Origin of the sequence: Bowmanella yangjiangensis (genome assembly GCF_017255015.1) — a bacterium.
GTDB lineage: Bacteria > Pseudomonadota > Gammaproteobacteria > Enterobacterales > Alteromonadaceae > Bowmanella > Bowmanella yangjiangensis.
This window is the reverse complement of the sequence record NZ_JAFKCS010000002.1, coordinates 78,791-101,062: the sequence shown is the minus strand read 5'-3', so window position 1 is coordinate 101,062 and position 22,272 is coordinate 78,791. Positions and strand designations below refer to the sequence as shown.

At 50.8% G+C, this 22,272-nt stretch carries 24 protein-coding genes; 13 read left to right on the top strand and 11 right to left on the bottom strand.

What is annotated here, in order from left to right; genetic code table 11:
* The first annotated feature begins 81 nt into the window (after positions 1–81).
* From sufC to J0A65_RS02855, 6 genes are read left to right on the top strand one after another with little or no spacing between them, the layout of a single operon-like run.
* Positions 82–843, top strand: coding sequence for a Fe-S cluster assembly ATPase SufC (gene sufC, locus J0A65_RS02880; protein ID WP_206592621.1), 762 nt, complete (start codon positions 82–84; stop codon positions 841–843).
* Positions 840–2,087 carry a Fe-S cluster assembly protein SufD gene (gene sufD / locus J0A65_RS02875; protein WP_206592620.1) on the top strand — a complete coding sequence of 416 codons (1,248 nt, stop codon included), beginning with the start codon at positions 840–842 and terminating at the stop codon, positions 2,085–2,087. The genes sufC and sufD overlap by 4 nt, the downstream gene beginning before the upstream one ends.
* A complete protein-coding gene (locus J0A65_RS02870) occupies positions 2,084–3,301 on the top strand; it encodes an aminotransferase class V-fold PLP-dependent enzyme (RefSeq protein WP_206592619.1) in 1,218 nt (405 codons plus the stop codon). The genes sufD and J0A65_RS02870 overlap by 4 nt, the downstream gene beginning before the upstream one ends.
* A gap of 9 nt (positions 3,302–3,310) precedes the next feature.
* Positions 3,311–3,667, top strand: coding sequence for a HesB/IscA family protein (locus tag J0A65_RS02865; protein ID WP_206592618.1), 357 nt, complete (start codon positions 3,311–3,313; stop codon positions 3,665–3,667).
* Between the two features lie 8 nt (positions 3,668–3,675).
* A complete protein-coding gene (gene sufT / locus J0A65_RS02860; RefSeq protein ID WP_206592913.1) occupies positions 3,676–4,209 on the top strand; it encodes a putative Fe-S cluster assembly protein SufT in 534 nt (177 codons plus the stop codon).
* 41 nt (positions 4,210–4,250) lie between these two features.
* A complete protein-coding gene (locus tag J0A65_RS02855; RefSeq protein ID WP_206592617.1) occupies positions 4,251–4,658 on the top strand; it encodes a SufE family protein in 408 nt (135 codons plus the stop codon).
* 16 nt (positions 4,659–4,674) lie between these two features.
* Here J0A65_RS02855 and J0A65_RS02850 read toward each other — a convergent pair whose 3' ends face one another.
* From J0A65_RS02850 to trmJ, 4 genes are all read right to left on the bottom strand, one after another.
* Positions 4,675–5,838, bottom strand: coding sequence for an IscS subfamily cysteine desulfurase (locus J0A65_RS02850; RefSeq protein ID WP_206592616.1), 1,164 nt, complete (start codon positions 5,836–5,838; stop codon positions 4,675–4,677).
* 8 nt (positions 5,839–5,846) lie between these two features.
* On the bottom strand, positions 5,847–6,320 hold the full coding sequence (gene iscR, locus J0A65_RS02845; RefSeq protein ID WP_206592615.1) for a Fe-S cluster assembly transcriptional regulator IscR: 474 nt from the start codon (positions 6,318–6,320) through the stop codon (positions 5,847–5,849).
* 91 nt (positions 6,321–6,411) lie between these two features.
* A complete protein-coding gene (cysE, locus tag J0A65_RS02840; RefSeq protein ID WP_206592614.1) occupies positions 6,412–7,215 on the bottom strand; it encodes a serine O-acetyltransferase in 804 nt (267 codons plus the stop codon).
* A 25-nt stretch (positions 7,216–7,240) separates the two neighbouring features.
* Positions 7,241–7,945, bottom strand: coding sequence for a tRNA (cytosine(32)/uridine(32)-2'-O)-methyltransferase TrmJ (gene trmJ, locus J0A65_RS02835; protein ID WP_206592613.1), 705 nt, complete (start codon positions 7,943–7,945; stop codon positions 7,241–7,243).
* A gap of 173 nt (positions 7,946–8,118) precedes the next feature.
* On the opposite strand from trmJ, the gene suhB reads away from it, so the two are divergent.
* The gene (gene suhB, locus J0A65_RS02830; RefSeq protein WP_206592612.1) at positions 8,119–8,895 is read left to right on the top strand and encodes an inositol-1-monophosphatase; all 777 of its coding nucleotides are present in this window, start codon (positions 8,119–8,121) and stop codon (positions 8,893–8,895) included.
* Positions 8,896–8,936: 41 nt separating this feature from the next.
* Here suhB and J0A65_RS02825 read toward each other — a convergent pair whose 3' ends face one another.
* The 6 genes from J0A65_RS02825 to queA form a co-directional block, all read right to left on the bottom strand.
* Complete coding sequence (locus J0A65_RS02825) at positions 8,937–10,895, bottom strand: TonB-dependent receptor plug domain-containing protein (RefSeq protein ID WP_206592611.1); 1,959 nt, start codon at positions 10,893–10,895, stop codon at positions 8,937–8,939.
* A gap of 111 nt (positions 10,896–11,006) precedes the next feature.
* Positions 11,007–11,948: a protein translocase subunit SecF gene (gene secF, locus J0A65_RS02820; protein ID WP_206592610.1), complete on the bottom strand. Its 942-nt coding sequence runs from the start codon at positions 11,946–11,948 to the stop codon at positions 11,007–11,009.
* An 11-nt stretch (positions 11,949–11,959) separates the two neighbouring features.
* Positions 11,960–13,804 (bottom strand): protein translocase subunit SecD, encoded by a 1,845-nt coding sequence (gene secD, locus J0A65_RS02815; RefSeq protein ID WP_206592609.1) that lies wholly within the window; start codon positions 13,802–13,804, stop codon positions 11,960–11,962.
* A 62-nt stretch (positions 13,805–13,866) separates the two neighbouring features.
* Positions 13,867–14,205: a preprotein translocase subunit YajC gene (yajC, locus tag J0A65_RS02810; RefSeq protein WP_206592608.1), complete on the bottom strand. Its 339-nt coding sequence runs from the start codon at positions 14,203–14,205 to the stop codon at positions 13,867–13,869.
* 139 nt (positions 14,206–14,344) lie between these two features.
* The gene (tgt, locus tag J0A65_RS02805; RefSeq protein ID WP_206592607.1) at positions 14,345–15,460 is read right to left on the bottom strand and encodes a tRNA guanosine(34) transglycosylase Tgt; all 1,116 of its coding nucleotides are present in this window, start codon (positions 15,458–15,460) and stop codon (positions 14,345–14,347) included.
* A gap of 140 nt (positions 15,461–15,600) precedes the next feature.
* Positions 15,601–16,644 (bottom strand): tRNA preQ1(34) S-adenosylmethionine ribosyltransferase-isomerase QueA, encoded by a 1,044-nt coding sequence (queA, locus tag J0A65_RS02800; protein WP_206592606.1) that lies wholly within the window; start codon positions 16,642–16,644, stop codon positions 15,601–15,603.
* A gap of 206 nt (positions 16,645–16,850) precedes the next feature.
* Between queA and J0A65_RS02795 the strand changes: the two genes are divergently transcribed.
* On the top strand, positions 16,851–18,494 hold the full coding sequence (locus J0A65_RS02795; RefSeq protein ID WP_206592605.1) for a methyl-accepting chemotaxis protein: 1,644 nt from the start codon (positions 16,851–16,853) through the stop codon (positions 18,492–18,494).
* 45 nt (positions 18,495–18,539) lie between these two features.
* Here J0A65_RS02795 and J0A65_RS02790 read toward each other — a convergent pair whose 3' ends face one another.
* Positions 18,540–18,812: a DUF6471 domain-containing protein gene (locus J0A65_RS02790; protein ID WP_206592604.1), complete on the bottom strand. Its 273-nt coding sequence runs from the start codon at positions 18,810–18,812 to the stop codon at positions 18,540–18,542.
* 167 nt (positions 18,813–18,979) lie between these two features.
* Between J0A65_RS02790 and J0A65_RS02785 the strand changes: the two genes are divergently transcribed.
* From J0A65_RS02785 to J0A65_RS02765, 5 genes are all read left to right on the top strand, one after another.
* Positions 18,980–19,369, top strand: coding sequence for a YjfI family protein (locus J0A65_RS02785; RefSeq protein ID WP_206592603.1), 390 nt, complete (start codon positions 18,980–18,982; stop codon positions 19,367–19,369).
* Between the two features lie 13 nt (positions 19,370–19,382).
* Positions 19,383–20,063 (top strand): PspA/IM30 family protein, encoded by a 681-nt coding sequence (locus J0A65_RS02780; protein ID WP_206592602.1) that lies wholly within the window; start codon positions 19,383–19,385, stop codon positions 20,061–20,063.
* 65 nt (positions 20,064–20,128) lie between these two features.
* Positions 20,129–21,127 carry a potassium channel family protein gene (locus tag J0A65_RS02775; protein ID WP_206592912.1) on the top strand — a complete coding sequence of 333 codons (999 nt, stop codon included), beginning with the start codon at positions 20,129–20,131 and terminating at the stop codon, positions 21,125–21,127.
* Entirely contained in the window at positions 21,117–21,764 is a 648-nt protein-coding gene (locus tag J0A65_RS02770; protein WP_206592601.1) for a YjfK family protein, read from the top strand. Before J0A65_RS02775 ends, J0A65_RS02770 begins: the two co-directional genes overlap by 11 nt.
* A gap of 82 nt (positions 21,765–21,846) precedes the next feature.
* Positions 21,847–22,263, top strand: coding sequence for a DUF350 domain-containing protein (locus J0A65_RS02765; protein WP_206592600.1), 417 nt, complete (start codon positions 21,847–21,849; stop codon positions 22,261–22,263).
* Positions 22,264–22,272: the final 9 nt, after the last annotated feature.

The following is a 22,272-nucleotide window of genomic DNA, read 5'->3' as shown; positions in this document are numbered from 1 at the left end:
CGCTTGGCGCCATCAGGCCGGAATCGGCCAGCAGCCAGCCTGAGAGCAATGGCTACGACAAACGTATTATTGGGGTATTTCATGCTAAAGATTCATAACCTGCACGCCAAGGTGGAAGACAAAACCATTCTCAAAGGCCTGAGCCTGGAGATTAAACCCGGTGAAGTTCACGCCATTATGGGCCCCAATGGTGCGGGTAAAAGTACCCTGGGCTATGTGTTATCCGGGCGTGACGGTTATGAAGTTATAGATGGACAAGTTGAGCTGGGCGGTAAAGATTTACTTGAACTGGAAACCGAAGAGCGCGCTCGCGAAGGCTTGTTTTTAGCCTTCCAATACCCGGTAGAAATTCCCGGCGTCAGCAATATGGAATTTATGAAAGAGTCGGTTAACGCCATGCGTGAGGCCCGTGGTGAAGAACCACTGAGCGCCGCCGAATTTTTGAAAAAAGCCAAGGAAGCCTGTAAGCAAGTGCATCTGCCGCTGGATTTTTTGAAGCGCGGCGTCAATGAAGGTTTTTCCGGCGGTGAGAAAAAGCGTAATGAAATTATGCAAATGATTTTGCTGGAGCCCAAGTTGTGCATCCTGGATGAATCAGATTCAGGCTTGGATATCGACGCCCTGCAGGTGGTTGCCGATGGCGTAAACAGTCAGCGCAGCCCAGAGCGCAGCTTTATTGTCGTCACTCACTATCAGCGTTTGCTTGACTACATCAAGCCCGATTTTGTGCATATTCTGGCCGACGGCAAAATTGTTAAAAGTGGTGATGCCTCCCTTGCCCTTGAAGTTGAGAAAGAAGGCTACGCCTGGCTGGGTGGTAAAGCCCAGGAGGCAGACGCATGAGCCAATGGCTTGAGCAAGTAATTGCCCGTGGCGAGCAGGCCAACCTCACCGGCCCACGCTTACAAGCATTAACCGCCTTGAAACAGCAGCGCTGGCCGACCCGTAAATCGGAAGCCTGGCGCTATACCTCGGTGACGCCCGTTGAACAGCTTGAGCTGTCTACAGAGTCAGCCGCACCTGCCAGCCCCACAAAGATCGCCGGGCTGGATAGCCTGGATCTGGTGTTTATCGACGGCGTATTGCAACAGCAGTTGAACACCCTGTCTTTGCCTGAGGGCCTGACCATTCAAGCGCTGACCACGCTCAACACCGAAGAGCATTCCGCAACTGCACTTTTTGCCCAAATAAAACCCGCCCATCATTTGTTTGGTCTGGTTAATGATGTGCTGGCCGAGCAAGGGCTGATTATTAATGTGGCGCCCGGCGCTGATATCACACTACCGGTACGTATTATCAATCTATCCAGTCAGGGTAAAGAGTCTCACGTGCGGGTTGTCGTTCGCTTGGGTGAGCAAGCCAGGCTTTGTGTGATTGAGCAAGGTGAAGGACAAGATCCCTGCCTGCATACCTACTTTGCGGAATACCAGATTGGCGCCCAAGCGCATCTTGAACATTATCGTCTGGCGCTGCACACCGGCAAAGCCTTGCAAGTGGGCGGTAACCATTTCCGCCTTTTAGAGAAGGCTCAGCTCAGCAGCACTTTGGTGGCTTTTGGCAGCGATTTATCCCGACTGGACGTGGATATCGAACACGCTGGTGAACACGCCAAGGCAAAATTCAATGCCATTTACCTGTTAGGTACTGGCGAGACCTTCGATCTGCATAGCTGTATTGAGCATGCGGTGCCAAACGGTACCACAGAAGAAAATGCCCGCGGCATTGTCGGAGACCGCGCTAAAGCCGTATTTAACGGACGCATCCATATTCATCGTCATGCACAAAAGACCCTGGCAGAGCTGAATAACCGTAACCTGCTGCTGTCCCGCCGTGGCCAGATCAATACTAAGCCTGAGCTGGAAATTTACGCCGACGACGTAAAATGTGCTCATGGCGCCACGGTTGCTGAAATTGAAGAAAAGGCTCTGTATTACCTGTTGTCGCGCGGTATCTCACGCTCTCAGGCATTGATCATGCTTAACTTTGGTTTTATCCAGGAGCTGATCAACGAAATCCCGAATGCGCCGCTGGCGAACTGGTTGCATGACAAACTCCGGCATAAGTTCAGCCAGATGGAGGTCAAGTGAGTCTGGATCTTGCTGCGCTGCGCGCACAATTCCCTATTCTGTCCCGTCAGGTTGACGGTAAGCCACTGGTTTATCTGGACAACGCCGCCACCACGCAAAAGCCCCAGGCGGTGATCGATGCGCTGGTAAGTTACTACACTGAATGTAACGCTAATGTGCACCGCGGTGCCCATGCACTGGCCGATGAAGCCACCCGTCGTTATGAACAAGCCAGAGACACAGTTGCGCACTTCATCCACGCAGCAAGTCGTCAGGAAGTCATCTGGACTAGCGGCACGACTGAGGCCATCAATATTGTCGCCAACGGTATGGCCCAGCGTCTTAAGGCTGGGGATCAAGTGCTGGTCACCGAAATGGAACACCACGCCAATCTGGTCACCTGGCAACAAGCCTGTCTGCGTAGCGGCGCTGAGCTGCATATTGCTCCTATACACGACAATGGCGAGTTGGATGTAGAGGCTTTTGCCAGACTGCTTAACCAGCAAACCCGTTTTGTTTCCCTACCCCATGTGTCCAATGCCTTAGGCACAGTCAATCCCATCAAGGATTTGACCGCCATGGCGAAAGCCGTGGGTGCGCTTGTCTTGATCGACGGCGCTCAGGGTATAGCGCACGGACAGGTAGACGTGCAGGATATTGGCTGTGATTTTTATGCTTTTTCCGGTCACAAGCTTTTTGGTCCTACTGGTATAGGGGTTTTGTGGGGGCGCGAGGCGCTGTTAGAAAACTGGCCGGTGTGGCAGACCGGTGGTGAGATGATTGCCAAGGTCACTTACGAGTGCTCGACCTGGGGCAGCTTACCCAACCGTTTAGAAGCCGGCACACCCAATATTGCTGGTGCCATTGGTATGGCCGCCGCTATTACCTGGTTTATGCAGCTGGATCTCAATGCCGTTCAAGCCCACGAATATGCTTTGATCCAAGCCGCCACTGAACAGGCTGAAGCTTTTAACGGTCTGACAATTATCGGTAACGCCAAAAACAAGGTTGGCGTGCTTAGCTTTATATTGGATGGCAGCCACCCTGCTGATGTGGGTTTTATCTTGGACAGACAGGGTATTGCGATTCGTACCGGCGATCATTGTGCTCAGCCTTTGATGCGCCGTTTAGGGGTGCCTGGTACCGCCAGGGCGTCGTTTTCAATCTATAACAGCCTGGACGAAGTCAACGCACTCTTTACCGCGTTGAAAAAAGCTCAGTCCATGCTGGCCTAGGAGTGTGTTATGACGGTTGAGACCTTTGTACCCAGTACGACAGTGATCAGTCTCACTGACGCTGCAGTCAAACATTTTGAAGCCAGCCTGGCGAATCAGCCAGGTAAACTGGTGCGCTTGTCCACTAAAGTCAGTGGCTGCACAGGTTATGCTTATGTGCTGGATTTAGTAGACAGTGCCAAAGCAGACGACCTGCTGATAGAAGCCAGTGACAAGCTGACTGTGGCGGTAGCTGCAGATGCGGCAGATCTACTGCGTAACACCGAGATCGACTACGTCAGGGAAGGCATCAACGGTATGATCAAGTACAACAATCCCAACGTAGTCAATGAATGCGGCTGCGGTGAGAGCTTCAGCGTTAGCTGAGAGGCAGTCTGATGCAGAGAATGGTTGTCACCCAGCGTGACTGTAAAGCCAGACGTGTACCGTCCGGGCAGATCCAGGTTATTCCGGAAGGTGAATTTGTTAACCTCACCCAGGATCTCGGCGGCAATTACACCGTCACCTGGCAAGGCAACATGCTGCGCATAGATGGCACCGATGCCGACGCGTTAGGGCGTAAACCTCAGGTGCTGGAATTTGAGCCGCCAAAAGATGATCAGATCATTGAGGCTCAGGTTTGGCAAGCGCTGGAAACTATCTTCGATCCCGAAATTCCGATTAACCTGGTATCACTGGGTTTGATTTACCAGGTTGCCATTGAGCAAAGCAGTAAAACTGTCACCATCCAAATGACCCTGACTGCACCAGGTTGTGGAATGGGCCCGGTTTTGGTTGGCGATGTAGAGTATCGGGTCGCTATGGTACCGAACGTTGAACAGGTTAAGGTAGACTTAGTCTTCGATCCGCCCTGGTCACGGGAAAGAATGAGTGAAGAAGCGCTGCTTGAAGCAGGCTTGTTTTTCTAATCCGGTCAATTGGAAAATACAAACAGGACAGCATTATCAGTATGAGCTTACCGACAACCGAGGAAATCATTGACGATCTGGCGTTTTTTGACGATTGGGAACAGCGTTACCAGTATATTATCGACTTGGGTAAGGCGCTGCCCGCCATGTCAGAGACGGATAAAACCGAGGAGCGTCTGGTGCGGGGTTGTCAGAGCAGTGTATGGCTGAAAAGCCAGAGCCAGGGTGAACAACTGCATTTTGAGGTGGCCAGCGACGCCATTATTGTTAATGGCTTGCTGGCGCTGGTGATGGCCGCCTATCAGGACAAAAGCGCCGCCCAAATTCTGGCCTTTGATATTGATGGATATTTTCATTCACTGGATCTGGAGCGTCATATCTCGCCTACCCGCGGCAACGGCTTAAGGGCGATTGTAGCCAAGATCCGCGCGCTGGCGGAACAGCATTAGGCCTGCATTTCGCAGGCTACCATCCAAAATTCATACTACGCAGGGCATGCAGACTCTCGCGGATATGCGTGATAGCAAAGTCCACGTCCTCATCACTGGTAAAACGTCCCAGGGATAAGCGAATGGCACTGTGCGCCAGCGCATCCGACACGCCCAGTGCTTTTAGCACATAAGAAGGTTCGACACTTACCGAATTGCAGGCAGAGCCGGACGACACCGCCAGGTCTTTTAGCGACATCATCAGCGCTTCCCCTTCCACATCGGCAAAGCTGATGTTGAGGTTACCCGCCACACGCAAAGTGGCATGGCCGTTTAACACTATCCCCTGAATATCCTGGATACCCGCCCATAGTTTCTTGCGCAGCGCTAACAGGCGAACGCCCTCCTCGGCCATTTCCTGGCGGGCTAAGGCAAAGGCTTCCCCCATGCCGACAATTTGATGGGTAGCCAGGGTCCCGGAACGCATTCCGCGCTCATGGCCGCCACCGTGAATTAACGCATGTAATTGGACTTTAGGTTTGCGCCTTACGTAGAGTGCACCTATGCCCTTTGGCCCATATACCTTATGGGCAGAAAATGACATCAGATCAACGGGTAAGCTCTGCAGGTCAATAGGCTCTTTGCCGGCACTTTGGGCGGCGTCAACGTGAAACAAAATACCGCGCTCTCGGCAGATTTCTCCAAGTGCCTGAATATCCTGACACACACCAATTTCATTATTAACGTGCATCACTGACGCCAAAATAGTGTCGTCCCTTAGTGCGGCTGCAAACTGATGGGCATCCACCAGCCCGTCTTTATCCGGGCTTAAGTAGGTTAACTCGAATCCCTGCTCTTCCAGCTCCGCACACACATCCAATACCGCTTTATGCTCAGTGGTGATGGTGACTATATGTCTGCCCTTTTCGCCATACTGATGTGCCACGCCTTTGATGGCCAGGTTATTTGACTCAGTAGCCCCCGAGGTAAAAATAATTTCCCGGGCATCCGCGTTGACCAATTCAGCAATCTGATTACGCGCCACATCTACCGCTTCTTCGGCTTGCCAACCATATTTGTGCGAACGAGAGGCTGGGTTGCCAAAGATACCGTCCATTGTCAGGTGCTTCATCATCACGTCCGCCACACGCGGATCAACTGGGGTGGTGGCGGCGTAATCCAGGTATACAGGCTTTCTCATGGAAACAGTTACACTTGCAGAGTTATTTTCAGATCGGGGTGAGATTTATGTTTGTCCTGGCGCTGTGAGACTTGCTGAACATCATGTTTGGCCATCAATTCACCCAGGGTGATACTGTCCAGAAACAGCGCAATACGTTCGCTTAAATCACTCCACAGGCTGTGCGTCAGGCAGCGTTCACCACCCTGGCAATCGGATTTGCCACTGCAGCGGGTCGCATCCACCGACTCATCTACCGCGTGGATCACTTCACCTACCGAGATATTGCTCGCGTCACGGCCTAACTTATAGCCACCGCCAGGTCCGCGCACACTGGAGACCAATTTATGGCGACGCAGACGGGAAAACAGCTGTTCAAGATAGGACAGGGAAATCTCCTGGCGTTCAGAGATATCTGCCAGCGGCACGGGGCCGCGTTGGGAATGCAATGCTACGTCCAGCATGGCAGTAACAGCATAACGTCCTTTGGATGTCAGTTTCATGCCAAAACCCTAAGTTTTTCAGGGTTCAAAGCATGCCATACCTGACTAATTTAGTAAAGTATAAGTCCCTACATTCCACTCAAGTATTCATCTAGATCTTAGGATCAAAGTCATCCAACTTAGCATTGCTTTCAGTGCTGTTAGCTAAGCCATCAAATTCGTCCAGATCAATGCTGGGAAGTGCATCGGTGCAGACATTGCCGCCTACCTCATTAACCGCTTTACACAGCTCTTCGACTTTAGTGTCGAGCAAATGCACATGGTCCAGCATCCGGCCAATGGCATTGGCGACCGGGTCAGGATTGTCGGGAGAAACGGCATAGGCATCAAAGCCATATTTTTTGGCAATTTTATCTCTGTGGCTGCTTTCGGCGTCGGCTGTTTTGACCGTGACAATACGGCCAGGGATCCCCACCACGGTGGCCTCGGGCGGCACATCCTTGACCACCACCGAATTGGAGCCGACCTTGGCACCTTTGCCAATGCGGATGGGCCCCAGCACTTTTGCGCCAGCGCCCACTACCACACCGTCTTCCAAGGTGGGGTGGCGTTTGCCCGAATGCCAACTGGTCCCCCCAAGTGTCACGCCGTGATACAACGTCACGTCATCGCCAATCTCGGCGGTTTCGCCTATCACCACGCCCATACCATGATCGATAAAGAAGCGGCGCCCCAAAGTGGCGCCGGGGTGAATTTCCACACCGGTTAACCAGCGAGCCAGTGTCGATAAGGTCCGGGCCAGCCATTTCCAGTTTGCTTTCCATAGCGTGTGACTAATACGATGCCACCAGATGGCCTGCAAGCCAGGATAATTCGTCAGTACTTCAAAGGTAGTGCGGGCCGCCGGATCACGGTGAAAGACACTTTGGATATCCTCTTTAATACGTTCGAACATAGCAGGCTTCCAATAATTAAGATGATTACTTCTTATCTATCGAGGCCAGGATGCCGCGCAGAATATTCAACTCCTGCGCTTCCGGGCGGGCCCGGTTAAACAATCTGCGCAATTTGGTCATCACCTGGCCCGGGTGGTTTGCGACGATAAAATTCGTGTCAGTCAGGGTTTGTTCAAGATGAGTATAAAAGCGTTCCAAATCTTCAACCAGCGGGTATTCACTTTCCGTGGCTGGCAGTGCTTCCCGATTCAGATGCGCCATGCGCACTTCGTAGCAAAGGGTTTGCACCGCTGCCGCCAGATTCAGTGAACTGTACTCGGGATTAGCGGGAATGCAGACATGGAAATGACATTGCTGTAGCTCTTCATTGGCCAGGCCATTGTTTTCCCGTCCGAACACCAGTGCCACCGGATAATTGTCAGCCTCCACTACCAATTTCTCACCGCATTCCCGGGGATCCAGCATCGGCCAGGGTAAGGTACGGGAGCGCGCGCTGGTGCCCACCACCAAGCCACAGCCGGCAATCGCGTCTTCTAAGGTGGGGACTATTGTACAGTTGGCCAGAATATCGGTAGCCCCTGCCGCTAATGCACTGGCCTGGCCGTCAGGCGCCTTTACCGGGTCAACCAGATAAAGCTCCTTCAGCCCCATAGTTTTCATCGCGCGGGCGGTCGAGCCAATGTTGCCGGTATGGGAAGTGTTGACCAGTACAATTCGGATATTCTGCATTCAGGGGTTCTCTTCATTCAAAACTGCCGCGCATCATAACATAGCCTTTGCAATTTTCTGTTGGTCTGGTAGACTGCGCGCCGCTTTTGACGCTGGTGATTTTTCCATCAAGCCGCTTAGGCCTGACAGAAACCAGCACAACTCTGTTCTTTCAAAATTGGTGGTGACTCTCTATGCATGCAATGCTGAATATTGCCGTGCGCGCAGCTCGCGCAGCCGGAAACGTTATTGTCCGTGGTTATGAAAACCGCGCCGACCTGATGACTGAAGCCAAAGGTAACAATGATTTCGTTACACGCATAGATAAAGAAGCCGAACAAACCATTATCCACAAAATCAAACAGTCCTATCCTGAGCACAGCTTCATCGGCGAAGAAGGTGGTATAGTGGATGGCGACGAGAACTTCAAATGGGTTATTGACCCGTTAGACGGCACCACTAATTTTATCAAAGGCATTCCCCACTTCGCGGTTTCTATTGCATTGCTGCATAAAGGCAAGCTAGACCAGGCCGTGGTATTTGATCCGCTGCGTGGTGAGCTGTTTACCGCCTCTAAAGGTGCCGGTGCCCAATTAAACGGCTACCGCGTACGTTGCACTAAGCCTCGTGACCTGAGCGGCACCGTGCTGGCTACCGCCTTCCCCTTTAAGCGCAAAGAAAACCTCGGCCAATACCTGAACAGCTTTAACCAGATCTTTGATCAGTGTGGCGATGTTCGCCGCAGCGGTTCAGCGGCACTGGATATGGCCTATGTGGCCGCCGGTCGTTACGACGGCTTCTGGGAAAAGGGCCTGAAGCCATGGGATATGGCCGCCGGTATGCTGCTGGTGCAAGAAGCGGGCGGTCTGGTTACCGACTTTGACGGCGGCCACGAGTCAATGCGTACCGGCAATGTCGTATGCGGCGGCCCGAAAGTCGTGCAGTCCATAGTAAAAAGCCTGAAAGCGTAAAACACACAAATATAAAAAAGGGGACTTAAGTCCCCTTTTTCTTACCAACTCAAGGTCAATCCCAGATTCGCTCGGAGGCCACTGCGCATAGGGTGACTGTTTATCGTACGACCGGCTATCTCGGGCTGATATACCTCTTCGTCCAGTAAGTTACTGACCGTCAGTGCCAATTCAGCGTCGTGTTGCCACCAGTAAAGGTGATGTGAAAGCTTAAAACTGACTAAGTGATACGGACTAGGTTCCGGATTGTAGAATTTGGTATTGGAATTTCGAATTTGATTGGAATGAAAAGCACTAAACCAACTGTGCTGTAAACCGAGATGCCAGTCCTGACCCAGGGCATAAATCAGACTCCATTTGAGCATATGATTCGGCATTAGGGTGTAGTCTTGTTTCCCTTCAGATTCATTGCGCTGATAGCTATAGGAGTAATTCAACTGTCCCGCATCAAACAGCCACCTGCCTTCCAGCTCCAGCCCTTTGCTATGCAGTTTGCCCATATTGACAAAATCCAGAACCTTATCACTGGCACGTAAGCGCGAAACTAAATTAGACAAATCACTGTGAAACAAGGTCAGCGCATGGCGACTGTTTTCTGTAGTGCGGTAGTACTGTAGGTTAATGGTCGCGATTCGTTCGGGTTCTAACTGAGGATTACCCCGCAATCCTCCCGTGTTGTTACCCTGCTGGTCGCAACAAACAATGAGGTTAAAGTGGGTTTCCACCCCATAGGCCGCGCGAAAGGCACCACCGTAATCTAACTTAACGCCACTGCGTTCATTCAGTCGATAAACCACGCCGGCACGCAATTCATAATTGGCATCGACATCGGGCACTTTGTTGTACTGGGCGCCAAAACTCCAGTTCAGGGCGTCATCCGATGCGGTCTGATACTGGCTGTACAAGCTATACCAGGTACGTGAAAAACGCGGAATAGGCGCGGCAGCTAAACCCGGCTCTGTGCTGACTTTTTGCCGCCAGGCTGTACCGCCCAGCAGCCATCGCCCCTGCTCCAGCAGGTCATAATCAAGCAGCGCTTCGAATAACAGATTATCTGAGTTGGCATTGTAGTTGTAATGACTAAAACGCGATGCATTGTAACTAAGGTCAGTATCCAGACGTAATTGCGCGGTTACATCCCAACTGCGCCCCAGTTCAAGCAGTGAACGTCTGGAGCGAACCTGGCGGAAATCCTGCGCCGGCCCTTGCCAGTTGGACACACTGCCCCAGAAACCTTGCTCACTAACCAGATTCATCGCGCTCAAACGCCAGTGTTGCCATTCGCCCTGCAACATCAAGGCATGATTTTGCTGGCGGGCCTCAAAGTGTCCGGGGTTACCGTTATTATCACGCGCTTCAAAACGCCAACCATTGTCCTGATAAAAACGCGCAGACCACTGCAAAAATCCGTCATGCCCCATTACTGCATCGTGAACTTGTAGCTCCTGGCTACCCAGGTTGCCTGCTGCCGCTTTAACCCCACCTAGTGATTCCGGCGCTTGAGTGACCAGATTAATAACACCAGCAAAGGCATTGCTACCATACAACACCGACCCCGGCCCCCGGACAATTTCAATGCGCTCCAAGCTGTTTACCGGAAAGGCAGTATAAAAAGCGAAATTCTCACCGCCGGTAAAACTGTCGCGAACTGGTCGCCCGTTTATCAGAAGTAACACTTCGTTATTTGAATGGGTTAGCTGTAAGCCTCGGATAATCGCCAGGTTATTCGGGTAAAAGAATGATCCCATCATCAACAAGCCAGGAACCCGCTCCAGCACGTCCGACAATGATGTCCCTCCCAGTGCCTGAATTTCCTCACGGGTGATAACTGTCGTGACGCCAGGAGCGCTATCTAACGGCTGGCTAAACTTACCGGGTGTTTGAACCTCAACATTGAGAAGCTGCTCAAAAGACAACGCGAACAGTTCTTCCTGATTGCCCTGCTGGGCGGCCAGATTTGCAGAAAAGCCTAATCCAATAAGCAAATAAGGTATTTTCATGAATTCGCCATTCTTGGCAAAAAATAACGACTTGTAATAAGAAGCTAACGCAAGGAAGGCTATTTCACAACCGTGAAATAGCCCGGCCCGTGCTGGGCCGGGTCACTTAGATTAAGGCAGAGGATCGAGATCTGCGCCTTCTTTCTCTACTTCTGTGGGCATCAGGTCTTCTTTACTGATACCTAACATCAGGGCTACCGAACTGGCGATATAGATTGATGAATAGGTACCGACAAAAATACCGAACAGTAATGCCGTAGCAAAGCCATGGATCAGCGCACCGCCTTTAAAGAACAAGGCCAGCAGCACCAATAATGTCGTACCTGAGGTAATGATGGTACGGCTCATGGTCTGAGTCAGAGAAATATTGATAACTTCCTCAGGCTCGCCCTTTCTCAGCTTACGGAAGTTTTCACGGATTCGGTCCATCACAACAATGGTATCGTTAAGCGAGTAACCTATTACCGCCAACACCGCCGCCAGTACCGTCAGGTCGAATTCCAGCTGTAATACTGAGAACAGGCCTAAGGTAATGATTACGTCGTGCGCTAACGCCGCAACGGAGCCCAGACCAAAACGCCATTCAAAGCGCATCGCCACGTACATCAGGATACAGACCAATGCCACCAGCATGGCCAGGCCACCCTGCTCGGTCAATTCTTCCCCCACCTGCGGACCAACAAACTCAATACGGCGCATATCCACTTGCTCGCCGCTTGCGCGTAAGGCAGCCATCACCTGATCGCCCAAGGTATCTGACTTAACGCCTTCACGGGGTGCCAAGCGAATCAAAACGTCTTCAGAGCTGCCGAAGTGCTGTACCACGGCATCGCCAAAACCGACTTCGTTCAATTGCTTACGCACCTGTTCCAGTTTTGCTGGCTGCTGGTAACCCACCTCAATGACTGTACCACCGGTAAAATCCAGGCCCCAGTTCAACTGATTCACCGCCAGTGACACAATAGAGCCAAGGATCAACAGGGTGGAAAAAATCATCGCTGGCCAGCGTAGGGACATAAAGCGGACTTCTTTATCGAAATCAAAAATTCTCATCTTTATCTCCCTTAAATGGACAGGTTGTTGAGACGCTTGCCGCCCCAAACCGCGTTAACGATGGCTCGCGTGCCCACAATCGCCGTGAACATGGACGTCAGAATACCGATAGCCAAGGTGATAGAGAAACCTTTCACTGGACCAGTACCCACAGCGAACAGTATTACCGCGGCAATCAGCGTAGTAATGTTGGCATCAGCAATGGTTGACAAGGCACTGTCATAACCATGATGAATCGCCTGCTGCGGGCTACGGCCATCACGAAGCTCTTCACGAATACGCTCGAAGATCAGAACATTTGCATCTACCGCCATACCAACGGTCAGTACGATACCCGCCATGCCAGGCAACGTCAGGGTAGCGCCAGGGATCATAGACATCACACCAATGATCATCACCAGGTTAGCCAGCAGTGCGGTATTGGCCACTAAACCGAATTTACGATAGTAGATAGGCATAAAGGCCAGAATTAGCACCAACCCCCAGAAAATCGCCTGCATACCCAATTCGATATTTTCCTGTCCCAGGCTTGGCCCTACTGTGCGCTCTTCAACAATAGAAATGGGCGCAACCAAAGCCCCTGCACGCAACAACAGTGACAGATTTTGCGCTTCAGCAGGTGAATCAATGCCGGTAATACGGAAGCTATTACCCAAGCGCGCCTGAATAGTAGCAACGTTGATCACTTCCTCATGCTTCTCAAATACGATCTTGCCGTCTTTGTCTTTTTCGCTGGTAGGTTTGTACTCAATAAATACCGTCGCCATCGGCTTACCGATATTGTCCTTCGTACCACGCGACATCTTATTGCCGCCCTCTGAATCCAGCTTGATATTTACTTGCGGACGCCCGTACTCGTCAAAGCTGCTGCTGGCATCAACGATATGATCACCGGTCAGCATAATACGCTTATCCAGCAATTGTGGTTGCCCCTTACGATCCATCAACAATTGAGCACCGGGCGGCACACGACCTTCTACCGCATCCCGAACATCATGTTCGATATCTACCATACGGAACTGCAAGGTAGCCGTAGCGTTAAGGATTTCTTTAGCACGCGCAGTGTCTTGAATACCAGGTAATTGCACCACAATACGATCAGAACCCTGACGCTGGATAACTGGCTCAGCCACACCAAGTTGGTTAACCCGGTTGCGCATGATGGTGATGTTCTGTTTCAGCGCGTACTCGCGAATTTCCTTCAGCCGCAGCTCAGATAACGTAGCGGTCATCAACAGATCGCCTTCATCTTTAAACAGCACACCCGGATTGCTCTTTTCCAGGAAGGTAATCGCCTGGTCCAGGGTTTCCTGATCGCGGAATTGTACGTCTACGCGGTCGGATTTTTGTTCAACACGGCGGTAGCGCAGCTTTTCTTCACGCAAGCTGTTACGAAAATCATCTTCCATCTGTTCGATGGAGCGGGTGATAGCCGCTTTCATATCCACTTCCATCAGGAAGTGTACGCCACCACGCAAATCCAAGCCCAACTTCATGGGGCTGGCACCTAAGCCTTCTAACCACTCCGGTGTCGCTGGTGCAAGGTTAAGAGCCACAACATAATTGTTGCCCAGGCTGGCTTCCAGTTTCTCTTTCACCACTAACTGGTCGTCACCGCTTTTCAGGCGAACCAAAAGGTGTGACTCTTCCAGCGCAATACTTTTAATGTCGATACCGTCTTGCTGCAGCTGTTCTTTTACCTGCTCAAACAGTCGGGTATCCACTTCGGCATTGCGGCTGGCGGAAACCTGTACCGCATAATCTTCGCCGTATAAATTGGGCGAGGCGTAAAGTGCACAAACAGCGATCACTATGATCACCATCAGGTACTTCCACATCGGGTATTTGTTTAACACGAACTTATCCTTCAATACTCAGCAAAAATTAAAGAGGCGAACTGGTCGCCTCTTCATTATTGTCAGATGTTTTTCATCGTACCTTTGGGAAGTACCGCCGATACCGACGCCTTCTGTACCACAATATTAGTGGTATCGTTCAGGGCGATTTCGATGAAGTCTTTGTCGTCGCCCACTTTAGTGATACGACCAACCAGACCACCTTGGGTCAGCACTTCATCCCCTTTACCCAGCGAGGAAATCAGGTTTTTGTGCTCTTTAACACGCTTGGCCTGCGGACGATACAGCATGAAATAGAAGATCAAGCCGAACACACCCAACATGATCAGCATCTCAAAGCCACCGCCTTGCTGACCTGCTGGTGCTGCCTGGGCGTACGCGTTAGAAATAAACAAGCTCATAAACTTCCCCTAATTTTGTTTTTATATTTACCTTTTGGCGTCCTGCCTTAAGGCAACATTGCTTTAAAAAGCGTGGTCTTCTTTGCGACATCGTTAATCAGGAATTAACGATGGTGGAGCATCCTACCCCACTGGCCAACTAACTTAACTCTGGTACCGGCATGCCTTTTTGGGCATAAAACTCGGCGACAAATTCATCCAGTGTACCTGCCTCAATGGCAGCTCGCAGCCCTTCCATCACGCGCTGATAATACCGCAAATTGTGAATAGTATTCAGCTGTGCACCGAGGATCTCATTGCACTTATCGAGATGGTGTAGATATGACCGCGAATAGTTTTTACAAGTGTAACAATCACATTTTTCGTCCAGCGGCCCCGTGTCGGTTTTATGCCTGGAATTGCGGATCTTAATCACGCCGTCCGTCACAAACAGATGACCATTTCGGGCATTACGGGTTGGCATAACACAGTCGAACATGTCGATGCCGCGGCGTACCGCCTCTACGATATCTTCAGGTTTGCCCACCCCCATCAAATAACGGGGCTTGTCGACCGGGATTTTATGTGCGGTGGAGTCCAGGATGCGGATCATGTCTTCCTTGGGCTCACCCACCGACAATCCACCAATGGCATAGCCGTCAAAACCTATACGCTCCAAACCCTTGAGGGACACTTCACGCAGATCTTCGTACATCCCGCCTTGCACAATACCAAACAGCGCTGACGGATTATCGCCATGCTCCTGCTTGCTGCGCTCTGCCCAGCGAAGCGACAATTCCATTGAGGTGCGTGCCTGCTCATAGGTAGCAGGATAAGGCGTACACTCATCAAATATCATGACAATGTCTGAGCCTAAATCGCGCTGCACTTGCATAGATTTTTCCGGCGTCAGCAAAATTTTCTCACCGTTTATGGGTGAACGGAATGTCACCCCTTCCTCACTGATTTTACGCAGGTCGCCCAGGCTGAAAACCTGGAAACCGCCTGAGTCGGTCAGAATAGGTTTTTGCCAATGCATAAAGTCATGCAGGTCGCCGTGCAACTTCATGATCTCGGTGCCGGGACGTAGCATCAGGTGAAAGGTATTTCCCAAACAAATTTGCGCACCGGTGGCCTCCAGCTCTTCAGGGGTCATGCCTTTAACGGTGCCATAAGTGCCTACCGGCATAAAGGCGGGCGTTTCTACCACACCACGGTCAAACACCAGGCGGCCACGACGGGCTTTGCCGTCGGTCGTCATCAATTCAAATTTCATCGTTATCCTCTACGGCGAATCGGAAAACAGTCCGAAGCCGATAAATTACGTTTTTACACGCGAGCAAACTCAACCGGCGATTATAAGGGATCTGACCAGGCGCGTAACCCTTTTCTGCCATGTCCATTCAACAGGCAGTATTACCCCGCCTTGTTGATAAACATTGCATCACCATAGCTAAAGAAGCGATAGCCCTGTTCGATGGCCTGCTGATAGGCGTTCATCACATGGGTCTTACCGGCAAAAGCACTGACCAACATAATCAGTGTCGACTCAGGTAAATGGAAGTTGGTTACCATGGCATCCACCAGCTCAAAACGGTAGCCAGGGTAAATAAAAATATCGGTGTCACTGAAAAAGGGTTGTAGCTCAGTCCCGGCGTCCAGCGATGCCTTAGCAGCAGATTCGAGGGAGCGCACTGACGTGGTACCTACCGCCACGACGCGTTTACCGGCCGCCTTGGTTGCCAACACAGCATCCACCACGTCCTGAGGAACCTCAGCATATTCAGAATGCATCTTATGATCGAGAATATTGTCCACCCGCACCGGCTGAAAGGTTCCGGCCCCCACATGCAAGGTTACAAATGCCGTATTCACACCTTTTACCGCCAAAGCCTGCAAAAGGTTGTCATCAAAATGCAGTCCCGCCGTAGGGGCAGCCACGGCACCAGGTTTTTGGTTATACACCGTTTGATAACGTTCTTTATCAGAATCCTCATCCGGTCTGTCGATATAAGGCGGAAGGGGCATATGGCCATAACGTTCCAGTAAGGTAAGTACAGGTTCGTCATGCAGGAAAGTGAGCTCAAACAAAGCATCATGGCGGGCCGTCATTTCGGCGCGTACTTTCTCTTCAAGCACCAATACATTGCCTGGCTTGGGGGACTTATTGGCGCGCACATGGGCTAGCACACGGTGTTCATCCAAAATGCGCTCCACCAGCACTTCCACTTTGCCGCCACTTTCCTTTTGGCCCAACAACCGAGCCGGAATCACCCGGGTATTGTTAAATACCAACAGGTCCCCTGCTTCCAGCAGAGATAAAACATCTGGAAACTGTAAATGCTGAATATGTCCGTCCTGGCCGTTTAAATGCAACAAACGACTGGCCGTACGCTGTGCCTTTGGGTAACGGGCAATAAGTTCATCGGGCAGGTCAAAATGGAAATCAGATACTTTCATGCAATCGGCCTTTCAATCAGGGCCGCATATTTTAGGGGTAAGCCAGGTAAAATCCCACCTTTTCCGGGCTAAAAGCGATACTCTGGTTCGTCCCGAGTAAATATAAACACATCACATATTTACATTTTGGATCATAACGATAACCTTTTGTTCTCAAGTTAAGCTGAATAATAATTCTAACGTCGCACCAAGCGGCAGAGGTGTAAATGCTACCTGCACAATTAAAAAAACTACGCTCTAAGATTATCGGACTGTTGGGCTTTGGCATCTTACTGGTTGGTTTACTGGCGGAATACGGTATCTCCCTGTTGGCGTCAGAAATTGAGCGTTACGATCAATTGATTCAGCAGGAAGTCAGAGCCACTAATCTGGCCGATAAGATTAATCTGAATTTCAAGCGCCAGGTGCAGGAATGGAAAAATGTTCTGCTTAGAGGCGAAGATCAGGCCAAGCGTGACAAATACTGGAGCAGCTTTCAGACCTATCACAAACAGATTCAGCAGGATGTGGACGCTTATCTGGCACTCCCCGTAGACAATAATCTGAAACAGACCATGCAGGACTTTAAGCATACGCACCAACAGTTGCTAAAGAGTTACCAGAATGGATTTCAGCTTTATCAACAAGCGGGTTTTAACCATATCGCGGGTGATAAGGCAGTAGCAGGAATAGACCGTGAGCCCACCGCGCAATTAGAACAATTGAGTGAGCAGTTACATAACTACATTATCACGCGCAGTAAAGAAACCAGCGAGGCATCACAATCTGCCAAGCAGATAAGCGCACTAGGACTTTTGATTGCCATTGTTGTAGTAACATCGCTGACGGCCTGGTTTATGAATGCCAAAGTAGTAAAACCGCTCACCACGCTGATAAACCATTTGCGTGATGTCAGCACCGGCAAGCTCGATAAACAAGTACTGGTGTACAGCGAGGATGAAATTGGCCAGATGTCCAAGGCCATTGAAATTTTGCGCCAGAACACCCTCAATATCTGCGAAGGCTTAGACAGCACGCAGAAAGATCTGGATAAGGTCTGCTACAGCTTGGTGGACAGCGCAAATGCTATCAGCCAGGGGGTAATGGAGCAAAACCATGGCACCAACAGTGTACAGATTTCCGTTCAGGGTATGGTAGACACAGGCCAAACCATTGCAGCGGATGCCCACAAAGCGGCCGATTCAGCCAGACAGGCAAACCAGGCGGCTGATGACAGTATTCAGGCCATGCAACATACCATTGAAGCCATTACCGCCTCTTCGAATCAAATTCAGGATACTGCCGACGTCATTACTAAGCTTGATGAAGACGCGCGTAAGATTGGCTCGGTGCTGGACGTGATACAGGATATCGCAGAGCAAACCAACCTGCTGGCGCTGAATGCGGCTATTGAAGCTGCCCGGGCGGGCGAGCAAGGCCGGGGCTTTGCTGTGGTGGCAGACGAAGTCCGCACTCTGGCTGCCCGCACTCAGAAATCGACAGAAGAGATTCAGCAAATGATTGCTAATGTGCAACGTGGCGCTAACAGTGCCGTCAGCGCTATTCAGCAAGGGCAAGAACGGACCAGCCAAAGTGTTGACAAAGTGCATGCGGCCAATAGCCAACTGCAGGATGTTACCAGTGTCGTCAACTTGATTGCCCAGTTAAACGATCAAATAGTCCAATCCGCGGGGCAGCAGGCTGTGATCAGTGAACGTGCATTGGCCAATCTGTCGGAATTGCTGGATATCGCCAAACTTAACGGGGTACACGCCGACTCCTGCGCCGAGGACAACAAAACCTTATTGGAAGTGAAGAACCGTATGGCGGTGGTTATTGCCAAACTATCCAATCAAGCTGCCAGTTCATAACTTAAAAACACCGTTGTGTCTGAGGATTTCCGCCATCAGGTCAGGTTACTCGGGTAACCTGACCCCCATATCCGCGAAGATATCGAGCAGATCATCCCTTTCAATACGACGCACATTCAGCACCGTAATAATTTGTAACAACAAGTCGGCCCCCAGAATGCCCTTGTTAACTTTATTTCGCAGGTTATCTGCGCTTTGATTAATCCCAATGCGCGCCAGTCTGTCACTCAGATCCTGATACTTGACGCCACGCTTGGACATTTCAGCTTTAATCAGTCTTTGCACCAGTTGTCGCCAATCGGCACTTTGATTTTGCATCTTCACCTCCACTAAACGTGACGTATAATTTACAACAAGAACTCATTTTATACAAAAAGAGAAAAAAATAATTTGACGAATAAGAAATTGCCTGACTAAGATTAGCGGCAATTAACGACCGCCTTTGTGGCAGTTATCACAACTACCTTAATCTGAAGGAGTGAACCATGAGCTGGGATCTTGATCAGCTTGACAGTCTGCTGACACAGCACAATGACCTGGTAGTAACCAGACAGGAAGATTGCCTGTTGATTGCCAATTCAGACGGCATCGATGCCTGGCTGGCTATCAGCGGCGAGCAGATTATTGTGGAAACCTTACTGTTCTGTTCGTCAGAGGTCCGCGACCGCGCTGCACTGAACGACGAAATTCTCAAGACCCATATGCTGTTCCCACTCACTACCGTTGGCATTTCTCAAGTGGCCGGTGAAGAGTATTACACCGCCTTTGGTGCGCTTAGCTCGCAATCAAAAGCGGAAAGCATAGTGATTGAAGTCGAAACACTGTTCCAAAACGTAGCGTCATTCCTGGATGCCTACCAGGATCATTTGAAGTAACGAGGAGCCTATTATGTCTGTTTGGAAAAAATTAATTACTGCGGTTAAAGGCGGCGTCACAGAAGCAGCCGAGGCGGTTGCCGACAGTCAGGCTATCCGTATCCTTGAACAGGAAATCCGTGAAGCCAAAGAAGAATTACGCAAGTCAGATCATGCTCGCACGCAAATCCTGGCTAAGTGCAAATTGTCGCAACAGAAAGTAGAGAGCTTGCAGCAATCCATTGCCACTTATGAACAGCACGCTCGTCAGGCGGCGGATTCTGATCGCCAATTGGCGCTGGACTGTGCCCAGAAAGTAGTTGAGCTGCGTGGTGACATGGACACCGAGCAAAGCTATCTGGATCAGTTTAAAGCGTCCGAGCAAAAACTGGCGGCCAATATCAATCAAGCCAAGGCGAATCTACGTCGTCTTGAGCAGCAGGTAGATATGGTAAAGGCCACTGAGTCGGTACAAAAAGCCCAGGTCGCCGTTTCTTCGCGTCACCTTGGTGCCAACAGTAAGATGAAAACGGCCACCGAGTCACTGGATCGCATTCAAAAGCGCCAGACTATGCGTAGCGCCGAGTTGGAAGCCGCTGAAGAGCTGGCCAGTAGCGAGTCCAATGATGATCTGGAAGCGCGCTTGGCGGCAGCGGGCATCAAAGGCGGAAAAAGCAGTGCCGATGATGAGCTGAGCCGTATACTCGGCAAGTAATTCAGGGAGATACAAGCTTGACGTTTTATAAACTACGCAAGCTGGTTGCCCGCTATTTCCAGGATATGCGCTGGTACAGTATTGTACTGGCGTTTTTTTTGTATGGTCTGAGCTGCTGGTTATTGCTGGCCTGGGCCGACGAGCAGGCCCTGACCCAGTGGCCCGATTTTCTGTATTTCCTGGTGGTTACCAGCTCTACCGTGGGCTACGGCGACCTGTCTCCGGCCAGTGAAGCCGGACGCTATGTCGTTTCCCTGTTTGTTATCCCCGTTGGCCTCAGCCTGTTTGCCCTGATATTAGGGCGAGCCGCTGCCTGGGTATCCAGCCAATGGTTTAAAGGAGTAAAAGGTTTGAAACAACTGCATGTAGATAACCATATTCTGGTCATGGGCTGGAACGGCCAGCGCACTTTGCATTTGCTTAATCTGTTGCTGCGTGAACGCCAGCATACCGCAGAGCAGCAAAGTATTGTGCTGTGCGTGAAGGCAGAAATAGACAATCCCATGCCGGACCACATTGAGTTTGTGCGCGTGGAATCATTCAATCAGGATGGCGACATGAATAAGGCCTGCATCAGCCAGGCATCGGTGATTATTATTGATAACGAACATGACGATATCACCATGACCACCGCGCTATACGCCAACCAGCGCAATCCACATGGCCATATCCTGGCCTATTTTCATGACGAGAGCCTGGCACGCCTGCTGCAAACCCATTGTCCGAATGTAGAATGCACACCCAGCGTGGCGGTAGAGATGCTGGCCAAATCGGCCTTTGATCCCGGTTCAAGTGCCTTGCATCATGATTTGTTAAGCGTGCAGGAGGGCCAGGCGCAGTATTCGGTCACCCTGCCAGAGCTTGGCAAAAAGCTAACTGTTGGCCAGGTTTTTCGTGCCCTCAAAGAGAAGCACGATGCTACCTTAATAGGCCTGGCAGACCAGCAAAAGCGCATAGAACTTAATCCGCCGCTGGATAAATCGCTCAGTGCCGGTGACAAACTTTATTACATTGCCGTCAACCGTATTCGTCAGATTGACTGGGAGAGTATGCATGTTCAGTAAATGGTTCGGCCAAAAAGAGCCGGTTAAGGGTCCCAAGGCACCAGAAATTATGGGCTTGTATCTGGGCGGCTCATTTCAACTGGATGATCTGCGCTTGCGTTTGCTCGAACCAGAGCTGACCATTGAAGGCGCCGCCCGTACGCATCTGATTCAGGCGGTGGGCGAAGTAAACTTGGATACCGGCGGTAAAATCCTGCGTTTCTACACAGATGATGACGCCTTTTTGCAAGTGGTGTTGGATGGTGGCGACACCGAACAACATATCACCGATGTAAAGCTCTGGTACTTTTATGAAACCAAGACAGTGGGCTCAGACAGCCAATGGCAGCAACTGATTAACAGCGAAATTTCGCAGCCGTCTTATGGCTTGGAAGAGAATAGCTTCAATCGTGTCTGGGATGCGGTTGGCGAGCAATCGCCCCCGGTTGCGATGACCGAGAAAACCTATGAAGAAGACGGTGATATCAGCGAGACCGACCAGTTTGTGATGCTTTATGAGCGCCCGATTGGCCATGATGATGTAGAAGCCTTGCTGGTGTGTGGCGAGGAAAAAATTATCGATAACCGCGCCGACCGTTGCCTGGTCATCAGTACCGGCTTTAATCTGCAGCCGGCCGATATTCGCATAAATGGCTAACGGCCTGGAACCATACCGCAGTGTATCAATCAAACAGTCCATGCTTTAGCATGACAACAGAGATAATAAAGAAGGAATAAAAATGGACGTAATTAGCCAATCACTGGCCGGACTGGGCAACTTCGCCTTGTATTTCGCCGTATCTATTTTGTTGTTGTTTGTATTTAAGATCCTCTATGCCTTTGTTACCCCGCACGATGAGTGGAAGCTGGTTAAGGAAGAAAAAAGCGTAGCCGCAGCAGTCGGTTTTGGCGGCGCTATGGTGGGATTCAGCCTGGCCCTGGCCGGTGCAGCCACCAATGCCGTTTCACTAATAGATTTCGCCATCTGGGGCGCGGTAGCCTTGGTTGCGCAGCTATTAGCCTTTGCCTTGCTACGTTTTACCTTTATGCCCAAGATTGTTGAGCGGATTAACAATAACGAAATTTCAGCCGGTGTGATGCTGGCAGCCATGTCGGTAGCCGTAGGCCTGCTTAATGCGGCCTGCATGTCATACTAGGAGCCGGCC

What these genes read in the sequence shown, in the direction of transcription:
- J0A65_RS02775 (WP_206592912.1), top strand. Translation starts at nt 20,129, where the DNA reads ATGCGCTGGTACAGTATTGTACTGGCGTTTTTTTTGTATGGTCTGAGC.
- J0A65_RS02765 (WP_206592600.1), top strand. Translation starts at nt 21,847, where the DNA reads ATGGACGTAATTAGCCAATCACTGGCCGGACTGGGCAACTTCGCCTTG.
- trmJ (WP_206592613.1), bottom strand. Translation starts at nt 7,945, where the DNA reads ATGCAGAATATCCGAATTGTACTGGTCAACACTTCCCATACCGGCAAC.
- J0A65_RS02825 (WP_206592611.1), bottom strand. Translation starts at nt 10,895, where the DNA reads ATGAAAATACCTTATTTGCTTATTGGATTAGGCTTTTCTGCAAATCTG.
- J0A65_RS02770 (WP_206592601.1), top strand. Translation starts at nt 21,117, where the DNA reads ATGTTCAGTAAATGGTTCGGCCAAAAAGAGCCGGTTAAGGGTCCCAAG.
- J0A65_RS02790 (WP_206592604.1), bottom strand. Translation starts at nt 18,812, where the DNA reads ATGCAAAATCAAAGTGCCGATTGGCGACAACTGGTGCAAAGACTGATT.
- suhB (WP_206592612.1), top strand. Translation starts at nt 8,119, where the DNA reads ATGCATGCAATGCTGAATATTGCCGTGCGCGCAGCTCGCGCAGCCGGA.
- sufD (WP_206592620.1), top strand. Translation starts at nt 840, where the DNA reads ATGAGCCAATGGCTTGAGCAAGTAATTGCCCGTGGCGAGCAGGCCAAC.
- yajC (WP_206592608.1), bottom strand. Translation starts at nt 14,205, where the DNA reads ATGAGCTTGTTTATTTCTAACGCGTACGCCCAGGCAGCACCAGCAGGT.
- sufC (WP_206592621.1), top strand. Translation starts at nt 82, where the DNA reads ATGCTAAAGATTCATAACCTGCACGCCAAGGTGGAAGACAAAACCATT.
- tgt (WP_206592607.1), bottom strand. Translation starts at nt 15,460, where the DNA reads ATGAAATTTGAATTGATGACGACCGACGGCAAAGCCCGTCGTGGCCGC.
- secF (WP_206592610.1), bottom strand. Translation starts at nt 11,948, where the DNA reads ATGAGAATTTTTGATTTCGATAAAGAAGTCCGCTTTATGTCCCTACGC.
- J0A65_RS02785 (WP_206592603.1), top strand. Translation starts at nt 18,980, where the DNA reads ATGAGCTGGGATCTTGATCAGCTTGACAGTCTGCTGACACAGCACAAT.
- iscR (WP_206592615.1), bottom strand. Translation starts at nt 6,320, where the DNA reads ATGAAACTGACATCCAAAGGACGTTATGCTGTTACTGCCATGCTGGAC.
- J0A65_RS02850 (WP_206592616.1), bottom strand. Translation starts at nt 5,838, where the DNA reads ATGAGAAAGCCTGTATACCTGGATTACGCCGCCACCACCCCAGTTGAT.
- J0A65_RS02865 (WP_206592618.1), top strand. Translation starts at nt 3,311, where the DNA reads ATGACGGTTGAGACCTTTGTACCCAGTACGACAGTGATCAGTCTCACT.
- cysE (WP_206592614.1), bottom strand. Translation starts at nt 7,215, where the DNA reads ATGTTCGAACGTATTAAAGAGGATATCCAAAGTGTCTTTCACCGTGAT.
- J0A65_RS02795 (WP_206592605.1), top strand. Translation starts at nt 16,851, where the DNA reads ATGCTACCTGCACAATTAAAAAAACTACGCTCTAAGATTATCGGACTG.
- J0A65_RS02780 (WP_206592602.1), top strand. Translation starts at nt 19,383, where the DNA reads ATGTCTGTTTGGAAAAAATTAATTACTGCGGTTAAAGGCGGCGTCACA.
- J0A65_RS02855 (WP_206592617.1), top strand. Translation starts at nt 4,251, where the DNA reads ATGAGCTTACCGACAACCGAGGAAATCATTGACGATCTGGCGTTTTTT.
- queA (WP_206592606.1), bottom strand. Translation starts at nt 16,644, where the DNA reads ATGAAAGTATCTGATTTCCATTTTGACCTGCCCGATGAACTTATTGCC.